The organism is Allobosea sp. RIT-PG3_2 (genome assembly GCF_057321085.1).
This window is the reverse complement of the sequence record NZ_JBXWCA010000002.1, coordinates 183,392-201,209: the sequence shown is the minus strand read 5'-3', so window position 1 is coordinate 201,209 and position 17,818 is coordinate 183,392. Positions and strand designations below refer to the sequence as shown.

The 17,818-nt window shown below is 67.0% G+C and carries 16 protein-coding genes; 6 read left to right on the top strand and 10 right to left on the bottom strand.

Annotated features, from left to right (window positions below; translation table 11 throughout):
- Positions 1-130 precede the first annotated feature (130 nt).
- Complete coding sequence (locus AC2FAN_RS06715; protein ID WP_265051644.1) at positions 131-562, bottom strand: OsmC family protein; 432 nt, start codon at positions 560-562, stop codon at positions 131-133.
- A 159-nt stretch (positions 563-721) separates the two neighbouring features.
- Here AC2FAN_RS06715 and AC2FAN_RS06710 point away from each other — a divergent pair, with 159 nt between their 5' ends.
- Entirely contained in the window at positions 722-1,018 is a 297-nt protein-coding gene (locus AC2FAN_RS06710) for an antibiotic biosynthesis monooxygenase family protein (RefSeq protein ID WP_265051645.1), read from the top strand.
- A gap of 253 nt (positions 1,019-1,271) precedes the next feature.
- Here AC2FAN_RS06710 and AC2FAN_RS06705 read toward each other — a convergent pair whose 3' ends face one another.
- From AC2FAN_RS06705 to AC2FAN_RS06675, 7 genes are all read right to left on the bottom strand, one after another.
- Positions 1,272-2,930 carry an OFA family MFS transporter gene (locus AC2FAN_RS06705; protein ID WP_485173167.1) on the bottom strand — a complete coding sequence of 553 codons (1,659 nt, stop codon included), beginning with the start codon at positions 2,928-2,930 and terminating at the stop codon, positions 1,272-1,274.
- 95 nt (positions 2,931-3,025) lie between these two features.
- Positions 3,026-3,298, bottom strand: coding sequence for a formate dehydrogenase subunit delta (locus tag AC2FAN_RS06700; RefSeq protein WP_485173166.1), 273 nt, complete (start codon positions 3,296-3,298; stop codon positions 3,026-3,028).
- Positions 3,295-4,137, bottom strand: coding sequence for a formate dehydrogenase accessory sulfurtransferase FdhD (gene fdhD, locus AC2FAN_RS06695; RefSeq protein ID WP_485173165.1), 843 nt, complete (start codon positions 4,135-4,137; stop codon positions 3,295-3,297). Before fdhD ends, AC2FAN_RS06700 begins: the two co-directional genes overlap by 4 nt.
- Entirely contained in the window at positions 4,124-7,006 is a 2,883-nt protein-coding gene (fdhF, locus tag AC2FAN_RS06690; RefSeq protein ID WP_485173164.1) for a formate dehydrogenase subunit alpha, read from the bottom strand. The genes fdhD and fdhF overlap by 14 nt, the downstream gene beginning before the upstream one ends.
- A 10-nt stretch (positions 7,007-7,016) precedes the next feature.
- Positions 7,017-8,597, bottom strand: a complete 1,581-nt coding sequence (locus AC2FAN_RS06685) for a formate dehydrogenase beta subunit (RefSeq protein ID WP_485173163.1) — start codon at positions 8,595-8,597, stop codon at positions 7,017-7,019.
- Positions 8,594-9,070, bottom strand: a complete 477-nt coding sequence (locus AC2FAN_RS06680; RefSeq protein WP_476806248.1) for an NAD(P)H-dependent oxidoreductase subunit E — start codon at positions 9,068-9,070, stop codon at positions 8,594-8,596. Before AC2FAN_RS06680 ends, AC2FAN_RS06685 begins: the two co-directional genes overlap by 4 nt.
- 228 nt (positions 9,071-9,298) lie before the next feature.
- A complete protein-coding gene (locus AC2FAN_RS06675; protein ID WP_265051652.1) occupies positions 9,299-10,264 on the bottom strand; it encodes a LysR family transcriptional regulator in 966 nt (321 codons plus the stop codon).
- A 158-nt stretch (positions 10,265-10,422) separates the two neighbouring features.
- Between AC2FAN_RS06675 and AC2FAN_RS06670 the strand changes: the two genes are divergently transcribed.
- Complete coding sequence (locus AC2FAN_RS06670; protein WP_485173162.1) at positions 10,423-11,454, top strand: LLM class flavin-dependent oxidoreductase; 1,032 nt, start codon at positions 10,423-10,425, stop codon at positions 11,452-11,454.
- Positions 11,455-11,593: 139 nt separating this feature from the next.
- On the opposite strand, the gene AC2FAN_RS06665 is transcribed toward AC2FAN_RS06670, so the two are convergent.
- Complete coding sequence (locus tag AC2FAN_RS06665; protein WP_265051654.1) at positions 11,594-12,091, bottom strand: Lrp/AsnC family transcriptional regulator; 498 nt, start codon at positions 12,089-12,091, stop codon at positions 11,594-11,596.
- 7 nt (positions 12,092-12,098) lie between these two features.
- Positions 12,099-12,320, bottom strand: a complete 222-nt coding sequence (locus AC2FAN_RS06660) for a hypothetical protein (RefSeq protein ID WP_485173161.1) — start codon at positions 12,318-12,320, stop codon at positions 12,099-12,101.
- On the opposite strand from AC2FAN_RS06660, the gene AC2FAN_RS06655 reads away from it, so the two are divergent.
- From AC2FAN_RS06655 to lpdA, 4 genes are all read left to right on the top strand, one after another.
- On the top strand, positions 12,319-13,578 hold the full coding sequence (locus AC2FAN_RS06655; protein ID WP_485173160.1) for a thiamine pyrophosphate-dependent enzyme: 1,260 nt from the start codon (positions 12,319-12,321) through the stop codon (positions 13,576-13,578). The two genes, AC2FAN_RS06660 and AC2FAN_RS06655, sit on opposite strands and share 2 nt — an antisense overlap.
- A gap of 204 nt (positions 13,579-13,782) precedes the next feature.
- Positions 13,783-14,799 (top strand): alpha-ketoacid dehydrogenase subunit beta, encoded by a 1,017-nt coding sequence (locus tag AC2FAN_RS06650; protein WP_485173159.1) that lies wholly within the window; start codon positions 13,783-13,785, stop codon positions 14,797-14,799.
- Complete coding sequence (locus AC2FAN_RS06645) at positions 14,799-16,190, top strand: dihydrolipoamide acetyltransferase family protein (RefSeq protein WP_485173158.1); 1,392 nt, start codon at positions 14,799-14,801, stop codon at positions 16,188-16,190. The genes AC2FAN_RS06650 and AC2FAN_RS06645 overlap by 1 nt, the downstream gene beginning before the upstream one ends.
- 177 nt (positions 16,191-16,367) lie before the next feature.
- The gene (gene lpdA, locus AC2FAN_RS06640; RefSeq protein WP_485173157.1) at positions 16,368-17,765 is read left to right on the top strand and encodes a dihydrolipoyl dehydrogenase; all 1,398 of its coding nucleotides are present in this window, start codon (positions 16,368-16,370) and stop codon (positions 17,763-17,765) included.
- The last annotated feature ends 53 nt before the right edge of the window (positions 17,766-17,818 follow it).

The window sequence follows — 17,818 nt, the reverse complement described above, 5'->3', positions numbered from 1 at the left end:
ACCGCTGCGTCATCCCGGCCTTGAGCCGGGATCCATTGGAGGGCCCTGGAGCTCTACGATGGATCCCGGATCGGCGCTGCTTCGCAGCTTGTCCGGGATGACGCCCTGTTTCCGTCAGAAGCCAGCAGGCTTAGCCCACCAGTGTCGCTTCGAGCGTGATCGGCGCCTTGAACAGCTTCGAGACCGGGCAGCCGGCCTTGGCCTTGTCGGCCAGCGACTGGAAGGTCGCCTGGTCGGTGCCGGGCACCTTGGCCTTCAGCGTTAGATGGATCGCGGTGATGGCATAGCCGTCATCGAGCTTGTCGAGCGTCACCCGCGCCGTGGTGTCGAGCGCGTCGGCCTTGAGATTGGCCTCGCCCAGGATCAGCGAGAGCGCCATGGTGAAGCAGGCGGCATGTGCAGCGCCGATCAGCTCCTCGGGGTTGCTGCCGGGCTTGCCCTCGAAGCGGCTGGAAAAGCCGTAAGGATAGGCGCTGAGCGCGCCGGTCTCGGTCGAGATCGAGCCCTTGCCATCCTTGATGCCACCTTCCCAATGGGCCGAGCCTGTCTTGTTGATCGCCATGACGCCGTCTCCTGTTCTGGTTCGGATGGGTATGCTGCGCTTGGAACGCTACCCTTTCACAACGGCCCAAGGCGAGTCGGGTTCACCGGTGCCCGCTAGTCAGGAGGACAAGCAGGCTGGATTGCCGTAAGGTCATGGTCCCGAACGCTGGAGGCTGCCATGACCGCATTCAATGCCGTTCGCTTCAAGGTAAAGCCGGGGATGGAGACCGCCTTTCTCGATGCTCATCGCAATGTCGCCGCGGACTGGCCGGGCCTGCGGCATGCGAACATCATTGGGGCCGGAGATGGGCGCTACTGCATTATCGCCGAATGGGAGAGCGTCGAGGCGCTGGCGGAGGCCCGTCCGCAGATGATCGCCACGCTCAATAGCTTCCGTCAGACGCTCGACGATTTGGGAGGCGGCCTCGGCGTCACCGACCCGATCGCCGGATCGGTAGCCTTGTCGCTGAAATAGGCGCGGTCTCCCCAAGGCCGAACGCTTTGCGGCCATGGAGAAAGCCCGCACCGATCGCTCGATGCGGGCCCCAGTATAGATTGGAGCGTGCTGATTTTTCTCGGAACCACGTCGTCATCCCGGGCTTCCCCCGGGATCCATCGACGGGTCGCGGAGCTCTACGATGGATCCCGGATCAGCGCCGCTGCGCGGCTTGTCCGGGATGACGCGGGGGGTTCGTGGACAATCAACACGGTCCAGTGTCGCGCTGTGCTCAGCGGAACAGCGCCAGCGACTTCGACAGCGTGATCCAGACGCCCCAGGCGATCGGCAGGCCGACCACCGCCCAGGCGAGCAGGGCGCCGCCGTTGAGCCCGCCCTTGCCGATGCCGTGCGAACCGTAATGGGTGGTCGCGCTGGCATTGGCCGACCGCGCCTGCAGGGCGGCGACCTCGGCATCCTTCATGAACCACTTCGTGGCGACGGGCCGGACCAGCAGGTTGCAGAGGAAGCCCAGCACCAGCATGCCCGCGAGGATGTACATGGTGCGGTCATAGACCTGCGCGCGCGGCACGCCGGCATTGATCTGCGCCTCGCGGATGTAGTTCACCACCACAGGGCCGATGATGCCGGCGGTCGACCACGCCGTCAGCAGGCGGCCATGGATGGCGCCGACGAACTGCGTGCCGAACATGTCGGCGAGATAGGCCGGCACCGTCGCGAAGCCGCCGCCATACATCGACAGGATGATGCAGAAGAAGCCGACGAACAGCGCCAGCGACCCCGCATGCGCCGCCCAGGGCGAGAGCGCATAGAGCAGGATGCCGAGCCCGAAGAAGGTCGCATAGGTCAGCTTGCGGCCGAGCTTGTCCGACAGCGAGGCCCAGAAGAAGCGGCCGACGATGTTGAACAGCGAGAGCAGGCCGACGAAGGCCGCCGCGATCGTGGCGATCTGCGTCTTCTGCCCGGCGTCGAGCGCGGCGAAGCCGATCTCGGGCTTGCCGATCAGGGAGCCCGCGAAGATCTCCTGCAGCATCGGCGAGGCCATGCCGAGCACGCCGATGCCGGCGGAGACGTTGAGGCAGAGCACCGCCCAGATCAGCCAGAACTGCTTGGTCTTGTGCGCGTTCTGGAGATGGACATGGCCCGACGTGATCATGGCGTTCTGGGTCGCCGGCGGGGTCCAGCCGTCGGGGCGCCAGTTGGCCGGCGGCACGCGGTAGCCGAAGGTGCCGGCCATCATGAAGACGAAGTAGATCGCGGCCATGGCGACGAAGGTCTGCCAGACGCCGACCGAGGCCGGGGTCTTGAAGGTGTTCATCAGCATGTCGGCGAGCGGGGAGCCGATCATCGCGCCGCCGCCGAAGCCCATGATCGCCATGCCCGTCGCCATGCCGCGCCGGTCCGGGAACCACTTCACCAGCGTCGAGACCGGCGAGATGTAGCCGAGACCAAGCCCGATGCCGCCGATCACGCCGGAGCCCAGCCACATCAGCCAGAGCTGGTGCCAGTAGACGCCGAGCGCCGAGATCAGCAGGCCGCCGCACCAGCACAAAGTCGAGACGAAGGCCGCCTTGCGCGGGCCGACGCGCTCGAGCCAGCCGCCCCAGATTGCCGCGGAGGAGCCGAGGAAGACGAAGAACAGCGTGTACATCCAGCCGAGATCGGCGACCTTCCAGTCGCAGGCTGTCGTGAACAGCGAGCCGATCAGGCCGACATCCGCCGCGCAGGCGACGGGCTTGGTGATGCCGATCGCCTGGCTCAGCGGCAGCCAGAACACCGAGAAGCCATAGGCCATGCCGATGCACAGATGGATGCACAAGGCCGCCGGCGGCACGAGCCAGCGGTTGAAGCTCGGTTTGGCGATGGTCCGTTCACGGTCGAGCAGGCCGACGCCGCCTCCGACCTGACCGATATCCTGTGCGATGCTCATTCCCCGTTTCCTTTCCCCAAAGCTTCGCTGTCGGGCCGGGTAGGTTCCCGGCTCGTTGCAATCTCCGCGCCGCCCGAAGGGCCGCGCCTGGCCTGCTAACCGCCGCGCCCCGGCTTGATCCGCGGCAGCACGCGCCGCAAAAGGGGCGGGAGGTCCTCCGGACGTGCGGCGAAGGCGGCGAGGAAATCCCCGCGCATCCGCGCCGTCCAGAACTGGTTGATGTGATCGGCGACGGAGGCGCCAGCCTCCTCCTCCGGATAGACCTTGAAGAAGTCGGCGATCTGGCCGGCCATGCGCCGGAGCTTCGCGACGTTGTCCTCGTGGTGATCGGCCGCGTCGTGCCCTTCGGTCAGCCTAGCCTCCGTCATCGGGCGATGGTCTCCGGCTCGGGCGCGAGCGCGCCGGCGAAGACGATGCAGCCGTCGCGGCGCGCCACGGCGGCGAGCGTCAGGCCGAGATGCTTCGCCCGCTCGATCGCGAGCGAGGTCGGCGCGGAGATCGCGACCAGCGTGCCCGCGCCGAAGATCGCCGCCTTCTCGACCATCTCGAACGAGGCGCGGCTGGTGACGAGCAGGAAGCCGTCGCCCGCATCGGCCCCGGCGCGCAGCCGCGCCCCGATCAGCTTGTCGAGCGCATTGTGCCGGCCGACATCCTCGCGCACCGCGAGGACGGTGCCGGCTGCATCACACCAGGCGGCGGCATGGACGGCGCGGGTGAGCTGGTTGAGCGGCTGATGCTTGTCGAGCGCGGCAAGCGCCGTCTCGATCGCCGAGGCGGCAACGGCACGGGAAGCCCGCGTTGCGGCATCGGCGAGCGGAATCTCCTCGATGGTCTCGACGCCGCAGAGCCCGCAGGAGGTCCGGCCTGACAGGTTGCGCCGGCGCGCCAGATGCTCGCGGAAGCGGCCGGGCGCGAGCGTGACGGTGACGATGACGCCCTCGTCCTTCGGCTCGACGGCAATAGTGCGGATTTCATCGGCGCCGCGCACGATGCCTTCGGTCAGGCTGAAGCCGGTGACGAAATCCTCCAGGTCGGACGGGCTCGCCATCATTACCGCATAGGGCATGTTGCCGTAGACGATGTTGACCGGCGTCTCGACCGCGACCTCGATCTCGCGGCCGCCCTCGCGCGCCGCGCCGAAGCGCAGCGGCTGTGCCGCGACGGCGGCCGAGGCCGGCGGCTGGGCGGGCGGGTTATTCCGCGGCATCGGGCAGGCGCTCCGCGATCCGCCGCAGGGTCACGTCTTCCTCGAAATTCTTCTCCTGCCAGGCGGACCAGGCATTGGTGCGCCGGACCTCGACGGCGGTGACCTTGTATTCCGGGCAGTTCGTCGCCCAGTCCGAGAAGTCGGTGGTGATGACGTTGGCGCCCGTCTTGGCGTGGTGGAAGGTGGTGTAGACGACGCCCGGCTGCATGCGCTCGGAGATCACGGCCCTGAGCGCGATGTCGCCGGAACGGCTGGCGAGCGCGACGAGATCGCCGTCGCGGATACCGCGGCTCTCGGCGTCGAAGGCGTGGATCTCCAGCACGTCCTCGTCATGCCAGGCGCCGTTCTCGGTGCGCCGCGTCTGCGCGCCGACATTGTATTGCGACAGGATGCGGCCGGTGGTGAGCAGCAGCGGGAAGCGGGGCCCGGTGCGTTCCTCCGTCGGCACGAACTCGGTGATCATGAACTTGCCCTTGCCGCGCACGAAGCGGTCGACATGCATCAGGGGCGTGCCGGTCGGCGCCTTCTCGTTGCAGGGCCACTGCACCGAGCCGAGCTTCTCCAGCTTGTCGTAGGAGACGCCGGCGAAGCTCGGCGTCAGCCGAGCGATCTCATCCATGATCTCGCCGGGATGGGCGTAGGACATCTCGTAGCCGAGCGCCCGCGCCAGATCGATAGTGACCTGCCACTCGTCCTTGCCGGGGAGCGGCGCCATCACCTGCCGGACGCGGTTGATGCGGCGCTCCGCATTGGTGAAGGTGCCGTCCTTCTCCAGGAAGGAGGCGCCCGGCAGGAAGACATGGGCGTATTTCGCCGTCTCGTTCAGGAAGATGTCCTGGATGACGACGCATTCCATCGCGGCCAGCCCCGCCGTGACGTGCTTGGTGTTGGGGTCGGACTGGGCGATGTCCTCGCCCTGGACATAGAGGCCCTTGAACGTGCCCTCGACCGCCTCGTCCAGCATGTTGGGGATGCGCAGGCCCTGCTCGGCATCGAGCGGCACGCCCCACATCATTTCGAAGACCTGCCTCGTGGCGTCGTCCGAGACGTGGCGGTAGCCCGAGAACTCGTGCGGGAAGGAACCCATGTCGCAGGAGCCCTGCACATTGTTCTGCCCGCGCAGCGGATTGATGCCGACGCCGTCGCGGCCGATATTGCCGGTCGCCATGGCGAGGTTGGCCATCGCCATCACGGTGGTCGAGCCCTGGCTGTGCTCGGTGACGCCGAGCCCATAATAGATCGCGCCGTTGCCGCCCGTCGCATAGAGCCGCGCCGCGGCGCGGACGTCGGCCGCCGGCACGCCGGTGTACTGCTCGCTCGCCTCCGGCGAATTCTCCTCGCGGGCGACAAAGCGGGCCCAGTGCTCGAAATCGCCGAGGTCGCAGCGCTCGCGGACATAGGCCTCGTCGATCAGCCCTTCGGTGACGACGACATGGCTGAGCGCATTGAGCAGCGCGACGTTCGTGCCGGGCTTCAGCGGCAGATGATAGTCCGCCTTGATATGCGGCGACTGCACCATGTCGATCCGGCGCGGATCGGCCACGATCAGCCTTGCGCCCTGGCGGATGCGCTTCTTCATCCGCGAGGCGAAGACCGGGTGGCCGTCGGTCGGGTTGGCGCCGATGACCAGGATGACGTCGGACTTGGCGACCGACTTGAAATCCTGCGTGCCGGCCGAGGTGCCGAGCGTCGTCCTCAGGCCATAGCCGGTCGGCGAGTGGCAGACGCGGGCGCAGGTATCGACATTGTTGTTGCGGAAGGCGGCGCGCACCAGCTTCTGGACGAGGAAGACCTCCTCGTTGGTGCAGCGCGACGAGGTGATGGCGCCGACCGACTCGCGGCCGTATCTCGCCTGGATGCGCTTGAACTCGGAAGCGGCGTAATTGATCGCCTCTTCCCATGACACTTCGCGCCAGGGATCCGTGATCTTCGCCCGGATCATCGGCTTGGTCATGCGGTCGGTATGGGTGGCGTAGCCCCAGGCGAAGCGGCCCTTGACGCAGCTATGGCCCTCATTCGCCTTGCCGTCCTTGTAGGGCACCATGCGGATGACGCGGTCGCCCTGCATCTCGGCCTTGAACGAGCAGCCGACGCCGCAATAGGCGCAGGTCGTGACCACCGAATGCTCCGGCTGGCCGTATTCGATGACCTTGTTCTCCATCAGCGTCGCCGTCGGGCAGGCCTGCACGCAGGCGCCGCAGGAGACGCATTCGGAACCGAGGAAATCGGTCGGTCCCGCGGCGACGCGCGAGTCGAAGCCCCGGCCGGTGATCGTCAGCGCGAAGGTGCCCTGCACCTCCTCGCAGGCGCGCACGCAGCGATTGCAGACGATGCATTTCGAGGGGTCGTAGGTGAAGTAGGGGTTGGAGGTGTCCTTCGCGAGCCAATTCTCGTTGACCGCGCCGTCCTTGCTCTTGGCGAAGACATGGTTCTCACCCTCGTAGCCGTAGCGCACTTCGCGCAAGCCCACGGCGCCGGCCATGTCCTGCAATTCGCAATCGCCATTGGCGGAGCAGGTCAGGCAGTCCAGCGGATGGTCGGAGATGTAGAGCTCCATCACGCCCTTGCGCAGGCCCGACAGGTTCTCCGACTGGGTGCGCACAACCATGCCGTCTTCCGCCGGAGTCGTGCAGGAGGCGGGCGTGCCGCGCCGCCCCTCGATCTCGACGAGGCAGAGCCGGCAGGAGCCGAAGGGTTCGAGCGAGTCGGTGGCGCAGAGCTTGGGGATCTTGGTTCCCAGGCTCATCGCCGCAGCCATCACCGAGGTGCCGGCCGGCACCGTCACGCTCTGGCCGTCGATGGTCAGCGTCACCGTCTTCTCGGAAAGCCGGATCGGCGTGCCGTAGTCGATTTCCTTGATCAGGCTCATCGCTGCCTCCTCACTCGGCTGCCATCGCAATTTCTTGCAGTGGGCTGGGAGGACGGTCGAAATCCTCGGGGAAATGGTTGAGCGCGCTCATCACCGGCATCGGCGTCAGCCCGCCCATCGCGCAGAGCGAGGCGTCGGTCATCAGCTTCGAGAGATCGCGCAGCACGGCAATGTTCTTCGGCACTTCGGCACCCGCGATGATGCGGTCCATCACCTCGACGCCGCGCGTCGCGCCGATGCGGCAGGGTGTGCACTTGCCGCAGCTTTCCTTGGCGCAGAATTCGAAGGCGAAGCGCGCCTGTTTGGCCATGTCGACGCTGTCGTCGAAGACGACGATGCCGCCATGGCCGAGCATGGCGCGCATCGCGGCCAATGCCTCGTAATCCATCTGCACGTCGAGCTGCCCGGCGGTCAGGTAGGCGCCGAGCGGCCCGCCGACCTGCACGGCCCGGATCGGCCTCCCCGAGAGTGTGCCGCCGCCCATATCCTCGATGATCTCGCGCAGCGAGATGCCGAAGGCGAGTTCGATCAGCCCGCCGCGCCTGACGTTGCCGCCGAGCTGGATCGGCAGCGTGCCGCGCGAGCGGCCCATGCCGTAATCCGCATAGGCCTGCGCGCCATGGTCGAGAATCCACGGCACGGCGGCGAAGGAGAGCACGTTGTTGACGATCGTCGGCTTGCCGAACAGGCCCTGCAAGGCGGGCAGCGGCGGCTTGGCGCGGACGATGGCGCGCTTGCCTTCCAGGCTTTCGAGCAGCGAGGTCTCCTCGCCGCAGATATAGGCGCCGGCGCCGAGCCGGACCTCGAGATGGAAGGCGTGCCCGCTGCCGAGAACGGAGGCGCCGATCATGCCGGCCGCTTCCGCCTTGAGGATCGCGCGCTGCAGCGTGCGGAACGCGTGCGGATATTCCGAGCGCAGATAGATGTAGCCGCGCGTCGCACCGACTGCGATGGCCGCGATCGCCATGCCCTCGATCACGAGGTAGGGGTCGCCCTCGAACAGCATGCGGTCGGCGAAAGTGCCGCTATCGCCCTCGTCGGCGTTGCAGACGATGTATTTCTGATCGGCCCTGGCATCGTGGACCGTCTGCCATTTGATGCCGGTCGGGAAGCCGGCGCCGCCGCGCCCGCGCAGGCCGGAGGCCTTGACGGTCTGCACGATGTCCTGGCCGGTGAGCGAAAACGCCTTTTGCAGGCCCGCAAAGCCGCCATGGGCGCGATAATCGGCGATCGAGAGTGGGTCGATGACGCCGACGCGCTCGAAAGTCAGCCGCTGCTGGCGCTTCATCCAGTCGAGTTCCTCGGTCTTGCCGAGGCGCAGCGGATGGGCGCCGCCTGTCGCAAGCCCGGCATCGAACAGCGCCGGCACGTCCTTTGCCGCGACCGGCCCGTAGGCGATGCGGCCTTCCGCTGTCTCGACCTCGACCAGCGGCTCCAGCCAGAGCATGCCGCGCGAACCGTTGCGGACGATCTCGGCGGAGAGGCCGCGCTCCCCGACCTCGCGCGCGACGGCCTGGGCGACCGCCTCGGCCCCCACCGAAAGCGCGGCCGCATCGATCGGCACGAAGATCCTGACGGGTGCGGCGCTCATGATTGCGCCCTTCCGTGCTGGCAGAGCCCGGCGATGCGGGCGGCGTCGACGCGCCCGATCAGTTCGCCATCGACCAGGGCTGCTGGCCCGAGCGCGCAATTGCCCAGACAATACACCGTTTCGACCACGGCGTCGTCGGCAGGCCCGCCATCGACGGCGATGCCGTGCTCATGGGCGAGCTCTTCGACCAGCGCCTCGCAGCCGAGCGCCTGGCAGGCCTCGGCCCGGCAGAGCTTGATCACCCGCTGCGGCGGCGGGGCGGCCCTGAAATCATGATAGAACGAGATCGCGCCATGGATTTCGGCGCGGGAGAGGTTCAGCGCCTCGGCGATCAGCGGCACCGCCTGCGCGTCGACATGACCGAACTCCTCCTGCAGGGCGTGCAGGATCGGCAGGGTCGCGCCTTCCAGATGCGCGAGGCCCGCGATGATCGAGCGCGCGCTCTCCTGATTCCAGGCGGGGTATCCGGCCATCTTTCCTCCATCCGGCCCGGTTCACCGGGCACATCTTGAGGAAAAGGTGGTCTATCCTGGAATGATTTCAAATCGTTTGTTTCAACTGCATGATAGTCTGGGCCTATCAAACTCGCTTGCAAGCGGAGTGGGATGGCCGCCTGCGCCGGAGAGGCAGTCCGAAAGTTTCGCGGCGGAGCCGTTTTGCGCTGCACAATTCGATGCGGGCTCTAAGACGATAGGTTGAGACTATCGCACGATCGTTCGTCGCGGCAGCCGCGCATCCGTCACCGGCTTCGTCATCATCAGCAGGTTGCGGGCGAGCGGCGCGACGGGCTGCCGGTCGGCGACGATCAGGCCGATCGTCCGTTGCGCCTCGGGCTCGACCAGCGACAGTGCTTTCGTTCCGAGCGGCACGCCGAAGAATTCGAGCAACTGCAGCGAGACGATGCTGGCGACGCCCTGGATGCCGGCATGGGAGCAGAGATTGAAGATCGAGTTGGTCTCGATCATCGGCCGCGGCGCGGTGCCGACCGAGCGGAAAATGCCGTCGATGATGCGCCGGTTCTGCATGTCGCCGGTGAGCAGGCAGAGCTTGTGCTCGGCCGCCTCGGCCCAGCTGATGGTGTCGCGCGGGCCGAGCGGGCCGTCCTCGCGGGTCAGCAGCACATAGGATTCCTGGTAGATCGGCTTCGAGATCACCCGGTCGAGCGGCTCGTTGTCGAGATAGGTCAGCCCGACATCGAGCTCGAAATTGTCGATGCCCTCCTGGATCTCCTGCGAGGTCAGCGACAGCACGGTCAGCGAAACCGCCGGATAGCGCTCCGAGAATGGCGCGGTGATGTGCGCGATCATCGGCAGCGCGGTCGGGATCGCGCCGAGCCGGATGCGCCCGGACACGCCCTCGCGCAGCTCGGCGATGGAGTCCTTCATGATCTCGGCTTCGGCCAGGATGCGGCGCGCATGGGCGAGCACGACCTCGCCCTCCTTGGTGAAGCCCTGGAAGCGCCGGCCGCGCTCGACGATCATCACGCCGAGCTCCTCCTCGAGCTGCACGATCGCCGCTGACAGAGTCGGCTGCGAAACATGGCAGGCCTCGGCCGCGCGGCGGAAATGCTTCTCGCGGGCGAGCGCGTCGAGATAGACAAGCTGGCGGATGATCATGGCGTCGTTTCGGATGCGGCTGATGTCGCCGCGGCCGCCGAGCATCGGCATAGCCGGCGCCGCTTGCAAGCGCTGCGGTTGCAGCCGTGCAAACAGGCTGTTGCTGCAGCGGCAACACCCGGAGAATTGCGCCCGGGCAATGGCGCTCCTAACTGCGTCTGGCCGGGATGGCCGGCAAACAACGGGCCGTAGCAGGCCTGGGGATGATCATGGCGCAGGAACTGGAATTCGGGCTCGACACCTTCGGCGACGTCACCCATGGGGCGGACGGCAAGCCGTTGCCGCATGCGCAGGTGATCCGCAACCTCGTCGAGGAAGCCGTGCTGGCAGACAGGGTCGGCATCGACTTCATCGGCGTCGGCGAGCATCATCGCGCCGATTTCGCAGTTTCGTCGCCCGAGACCGTGCTGGCGGCGATGGCCGCGCGCACCAGCCGCATCAAGCTGGGTTCCGCGGTCACCGTGCTGAGCTCGGACGATCCGATCCGCGTCTTCCAGCGCTTCTCGACGGTGGACGCGCTCTCGAACGGGCGTGCCGAGGTCATTCTCGGGCGCGGCTCCTTCACCGAATCCTTCCCGCTCTTCGGCTTCGACCTGCGCGACTATGAAAAGCTCTTCGAGGAGAAGCTCGATCTCTTCGCCGCGCTGCTGCCGCAGGAGCCGTTGACCTGGCAGGGCTCGATCCGTCCGCCGCTGAAGGACCAGCTGGTCTACCCGCCGGTGGAGCACGGGCCGCTCAAGACCTGGATCGGCGTCGGCGGCAGCCCGGAATCGGTGGTGCGGGCGGCGCGCTACGATCTCCCGATGATGCTTGCCATCATCGGCGGCGATCCGCTGCGCTTCAAACCCTTCGTCGATCTCTACCACCGCGCCTATGGCCAGCTCGGCAAGCCGGCGAAGCCGGTCGGCGTGCATTCGCCGGGCTATGTCGCGGCCACCGACGAGCAGGCCCGGGAAGAGTTCTTCCCGGCCTACAAGCAGATGCGGGACCGCATCGGCGCCGAGCGCGGCTGGCCGCCGATGGGCCGAGACGAGTTCGAGCAGGAGGTCGCGCGCGGCTCGCTCTATCTCGGCTCGCCCGAGACGGTGGCGCGCAAGATCGCCGCGACGGTGAAGGGACTGGGCATCGCCCGCTTCCAGCTGAAGTACAGCGCCGGCGCCCTGGCGCATGAACGGATGATGGAATGCATCAGGCTCTATGGCGAGAAGGTCGTGCCGATGGTGCGGGGGATGCTGGCGTAGAGCGTTCGCAAAGGCCGTCATTCTCGGGCGAAGCGAAGCGTAGACCCGAGAATCTCAGGCAGGATGAGGCTCAAGGAGCCTCTTTCGGCAGGAGATGCTCGGGTCAGGCCCGAGCATGACGGCTGTTCCTGCAGCTTGCTCACCCCACCACCTTCAACGGATCGACCGAGAGCGTCCGCTTAAGCGCCCTCAGCCCGAAGGTCGTGCGCGTCTGGCGCACGCCCGGGATGCGGTAGATCGTCTCGCGCAGGAAGCGTTCGTAATGGTCGGTGCCGCTGACCACGACCTTGGCGAGATAGTCGTATTCGCCGGTGACCAGATGGGCCTCGACCACCTCCGGCGCCCGGACCAGCGCCTCGCCGAACTGGTCGAGCACCTTGTCGTCATGCTTGTCGAGCGTGATTTCGACGAAGACGACGTTATTATAGCCGAGCGCTTTGTGGTCGAGCAGCGCGACGTATTTCTCGATCGTGCCGGATTCCTCCAGCCGCTTCACCCGCGTCCAGCAGGGGGAAGGCGAGAGGCCGACCTTTTCGGCCAGCGCCTGCGTCGTCAATCGCCCATCCTCCCGCAACGCAGCGAGAATCTTGCGATCGATCAGATCGAGAGCAGGACCGTTCTGGCTCTTTTTATTCACCGGGAGATCATTCTGCGTTCTTCAACAAAGGCAGCAGTATCTTCTGCCTTATATCGAGGACGTCCGCAAATTCGGAAGGAACCTCCGGCCGCGCAGCGTTAGCGTTGGTTGCAAGGGGAACGATCGCGGGCCGGCTGCGGTTGCTGTGCATGGCGGCGCCGACGAGAGGCGCCTTGCCGGATGCACGCGAAGGCGGAATGCTGGTGGCGACAGGGATGGAGACGCTCATGAGCAGCGACAAGGCCGACAATGCGTCGGCGACGGTCCAGCCGCTGAAGTTCCATGTCCCGAAGCCGGCGAGCCGGCCTGGCGAGAAGCCCGACTTCTCCCATGTCGTGATCCCGCAGGCGGGCTCGGTCGCGCGGCCGCCTGTCGATGTCGACCCCAAGGATATCCGCGATCTCGCCTATTCGATCATCCGCGTGCTGAACCGCGAGGGCGAGGCGGTAGGCCCGTGGGCGCCCGATCTCGGCAAGGACGATCTCGTCCGCGGCCTGCGCCACATGATGACGCTGCGCACCTTCGATGCGCGCATGCAGATGGCGCAGCGGCAGGGCAAGACCTCCTTCTACATGCAGCACACGGGCGAGGAGGCTGTGAGCTGCGCCTTCCGCATCGCGCTCCAGCCCGGCGACATGAACTTCCCGACCTATCGCCAGGCCGGGCTCCTGATCGCGAACGACTATCCGCTCGTCGACATGATGTGCCAGATCTACTCGAACGAGCGCGATCCGCTACGCGGCCGGCAATTGCCGATCATGTACTCGTCGAAGGATCACGGCTTCTTCTCGATCTCCGGCAATCTCGCGACGCAGTTCGTCCAGGCCGTCGGCTGGGCGATGGCCTCGGCGATCAAGAACGACACCCGCATCGCCGCGGCCTGGATCGGCGACGGCTCGACGGCGGAATCGGATTTCCACGCCGCGCTGGTCTTCGCCTCGACCTACAAGGCCCCGGTCGTCCTCAACGTCGTCAACAACCAGTGGGCGATCTCGACCTTCCAGGGCATCGCGCGCGGCGGCTCCGGCACCTTCGCGGCGCGCGGCCTCGGCTTCGGCATCCCGGCCCTGCGTGTGGACGGCAACGACTACCTCGCCACCTATGCCGTGGCGCAATGGGCGATCGAGCGGGCCCGCCGCAATCTCGGGCCGACGCTGGTCGAATACGTCACCTACCGCGCCGGCGCGCATTCCACCTCGGACGACCCTTCCGCCTACCGCCCCAAGCACGAATCCGACGACTGGCCGCTCGGAGACCCGCTGATCCGGCTGAAGCAGCATCTGATTGCGGTCGGCGCCTGGACGGAGGAGCGCCACAAGCAGGCGGAGGCCGAGATCCTCGCCACCGTCATCGCCGCGCAGAAGGAGGCCGAGAGCTTCGGCACGCTGCATTCCGGCGGCAAGCCCTCGGCACGCGACATCTTCGAGGATGTCTATGCCGAGCTGCCGCCGCATCTGCGCCGCCAGCGCCAGCAGATCGGGGTGTGAGATCATGCCTATCTCGCACGAGAACCTCTCCGTCATTCCGGGGCATCGCGCAGCGATGAGCCCGGAACCCAGAACCGCAGGCGTTGAAGAAATGAGTGCTGCGCCGCCGCGCTTCCTTTGCTCCCGGCATCGGTTCTGGGTTCCGGGCTCGCCCCTGCGGGGCGCCCCGGAAAGACGGGTTGAGCACTTCGGAGGGCTCGGCTGATGTCCCGCATGACGATGATCGAGGCGATCCGCTCCGCCATGGATGTCTCCATGGGCCGCGACGACAATGTCGTGGTCTTCGGCGAGGATGTCGGCTTCTTCGGCGGCGTCTTCCGCTGCACGCATGGGCTCCAGCAGAAATACGGCGTCTCGCGCTGCTTCGATGCGCCGATCAACGAACTGGGCATCGTCGGCACCGCGGTCGGCATGGCCGCCTATGGCCTTCGCCCCTGCGTCGAGATCCAGTTCGCCGACTACATGTATCCGGCCTATGACCAGATCGTCTCCGAAGCCGCGCGCCTGCGCTACCGTTCGGCCGGCGATTTCACCTGCCCGATGGTGATCCGCATGCCGACCGGCGGCGGCATCTTCGGCGGCCAGACCCATAGCCAGAGCCCGGAAGCGCTCTTCACCCATGTCTCCGGCCTGAAGACGGTCGTCCCATCCAACCCCTACGACGCCAAAGGCCTGCTGATCGCCGCTATCGAGGACCCGGACCCGGTGATCTTCCTCGAGCCGAAGCGGCTCTATAACGGCCCCTTCGACGGCCATCACGACAGACCCGTAACGGCCTGGTCGAAGCACGAGCTCTCCGAGGTGCCGGACGGCCATTACACCGTGCCGCTGGGCAAGGCGGTGACGCGGCGCGAGGGTAGTGCCGTCACCATCATCGCCTATGGCACCATGGTGCATGTCGCCCTCGCGGCCGCCGAGGATACCGGCATCGACGCCGAGGTCATCGATCTGCGCACGCTGGTCCCGCTCGATCTGGAGGCGATCATCGCCTCGGTCGAGAAGACCGGCCGCTGCATCGTGCTGCACGAGGCGACGCTGACCTCCGGCTTCGGCGGCGAGCTGGCCTCGCTGGTGCAGGAGCACTGCTTCTACCATCTGGAGGCGCCGGTGATGCGCGTCACCGGTTGGGACACGCCCTATCCGCATGCACAGGAATGGGACTACTTCCCCGGTCCCGCCCGCCTCGGACAGGCGTTGCGCGACATCATGGAGGCACGCTGATGGCCGAGCGCATCATCAAGCTGCCGGATGTCGGCGAGGGCATCGCCGAGGCGGAACTCGTCGAGTGGCACGTCAAGGTCGGCGACATCGTCCGCGAAGACGATCTGCTCGCCGCCGTGATGACCGACAAGGCGACGGTCGAAATTCCTTCTCCCGTCGAGGGCGAGGTCACCTGGGTCGGCGCGGAGGTCGGCGACACCGTCGCGATCGGCTCACCGATCGTGAAGCTCAAGATTGCGGGTGCGGATGGCGCGGAGAGCGACGATGTCGCAGGGAGCCAGTCCGTCATTCCGGGGCAGGCCGAAGGCCTGAGCCCGGAACCTAGAACCGATGCGTCTCCTCGCAAGGGCGCCGGTGGCGGGGCGACAACCTCCGACAACCCAGCGGCTCTGGGTTCCGGGCCCTTCGCTGGCGCGAAGTCCCGGAATGACGGCGGTGGTTCCGTTGCTAAACCGGCTGCCCCGCCGCCGCCGAAGCCGGCGCGCGTCGGTACCACGCCGGCCCAGCGCCGTGCGCCGGGCGAGAAACCGCTCGCCTCGCCGGCCGTTCGCCTCAAGGCGCGTGAGGCCGGCGTCGATCTGCGGCAGGTCCAGGGCACCGGACCGGCCGGCCGCATCAGCCATGAGGATATCGACGCCTTCCTGCTGCGCGGCCCCGAGCCGGTCCGTGGCGGCGGGCTGGTCGAGCAGAATGCGGTCACCGACATCAAGGTCGTCGGCCTGCGCCGGCGCATCGCCGAGAAGATGGCGCTGTCGAAGTCGCGTATCCCGCACATCACCATCGTCGAGGAGATCAACGTTTCGCCGCTGGAAGACCTGCGCGCGACGCTGAACAAGAAGCCGACGCCGGAACGGCCGAAGCTGACGATGCTGCCCTTCCTGATGCGCGCCATGGTCAAGGCGCTGGCCGAGCAGCCGGCGCTCAACGCGCTCTACGAAGACGATGCCGGGGTCGTGCACCAGCATGCCGCGATCAATATCGGCATTGCCACGCAGACGCCGTCCGGCCTCGTCGTGCCGGTGGTGAAGCACGCCGAGGCGCGCGATCTCTGGGGCTGCGGCATCGAGCTCAACCGGCTCGCCGAGCGCGCTCGCGACGGCACCGCGACCCGCGACGAACTGACCGGCTCGACCATCACCATCACCTCGCTCGGCGCGCTCGGCGGCATCGCCACGACGCCGGTGATCAACTATCCGGAGGTCGCCATCGTCGGCGTCAACAAGATGGTCGTACGCCCGGTCTGGGACGGCACGACTTTCGTGCCGCGCAAGATGATGAACCTCTCCTCCAGCTTCGACCACCGCGTCATCGACGGCTGGGACGCCGCCGTCTTCGTGCAGCGGCTGAAGGAACTGCTGGAAAACCCGGCCACGCTCTTCGTGGATCTGTGACGTGATGGGGCGAGGAAACACCGCGTCATCCCGGACGAGCCGCGTCAGCGGCGCAGCTCCGGGATCCATCGTAGAACGCGGTGCTCTACGATGGATCCCGGCATTCCGCTTCGCTCCAGCCGGGATGACGGCGAGGTTCCACCGCATGATTCCGACCCGTTGTGGTGAGGACCGCGCATGACCGAGATCACCTGCAAGCTCCTCGTCATCGGTGCCGGGCCCGGCGGCTATGTCTGCGCCATCCGCGCCGGCCAGCTCGGCATCGACACCGTCATCGTCGAGAGCACGAAGCTCGGCGGCAGCTGCCTCAATGTCGGCTGCATTCCCTCCAAGGCGATGATCCATGTCGCCGAGGAGTTCGAGAAGGCGGCGGAAGCAGCCGCCGGCAAGACGCCCTTCGGCCTGACCGCCGCGGAGCCTAAGCTCGACCTGAAGCAGGCCGTCGCCTGGAAGGACGGCATCGTCCAGCGCCTCAACAACGGCGTCGCCGCGCTGCTGCGCAAGGCCAAGGTCAAGATCGTCCACGGCAAGGCGCGTTTCCGCGACGGCAAGACCGTCGTGGTCGAAACCGAGACCGGCCCGCGCACGATCAGGGCGGAGGCGATCGTCATCGCCACCGGCTCCGCGCCGGTGGAACTGCCCTTCCTGCCGCTCAGTGGCAACGTCATCTCCTCGACAGGCGCGCTGGCGCTGACCGAATTGCCGAAGCGCCTCGTCGTGGTCGGCGGCGGCTATATCGGGCTCGAACTCGGCACCGCCTTCGCCAAGCTCGGCAGCAAGGTCACGGTGGTGGAGGCGCAGGAGCGCATCCTGCCGCTCTACGACACCGAACTGACGGGCCCGGTCTCGAAGCGCCTGACTGCGCTCGGCGTCGAGGTGCTCACGGGCGCCAAGGCGCTTGGGGCAACGCCGAAGGGCGACGGGCTGCGCATCGAGACGGCCGATGGCACCGAGCGTGCGCTGCCGGCCGACAAGATCCTAGTCACGGTCGGCCGCAAGCCGGTCACCGACGATCTCGGGCTTGAGAACCTCGTTCTCGACAGGGACGGCCGCTTCATCCGTATCGGCGAGCGCTGCGAGACCGCGATGCGCGGCATCTACGCCATCGGCGACGTGACCGGAGAGCCGATGCTGGCGCATCGCGCCATGGCGCAGGGCGAGATGGTGGCGGAGATCGTTGCCGGCCTGCCGCGGGCCTGGGACAAGCGCGGCATCGCGGCGATCTGCTTCACCGATCCCGAGATCGTCTCGGTCGGCCTTTCCCCTGACGAGGCGAAGCGCGCCGGCCATGAGCTCAAGATCGGCCAGTTCCCCTTCGCCGCCAATGGCCGCGCCATGACCCGCCATGCCGAGGCGGGCTTCGTCCGCGTCGTCGCGCAGGCCGGCAGCGAATTGGTGCTCGGCATCCAGGCGGTCGGGCAGGGCGTTTCGGAACTCTCGGCCGCCTTCGGCCTCGCCATTGAGATGGGGGCGACGCTGCAGGACATCGCCGGCACGATCCACGCCCATCCGACCCTCGGCGAGGCCTTCCCGGAGGCCGCGATGAAAGCGCTGGGACACGCGCTGCACATCTGAAAACGCCCCGCGACCGATCCGCGCAGGCAGCCAGCTAAGATGCATACAATATT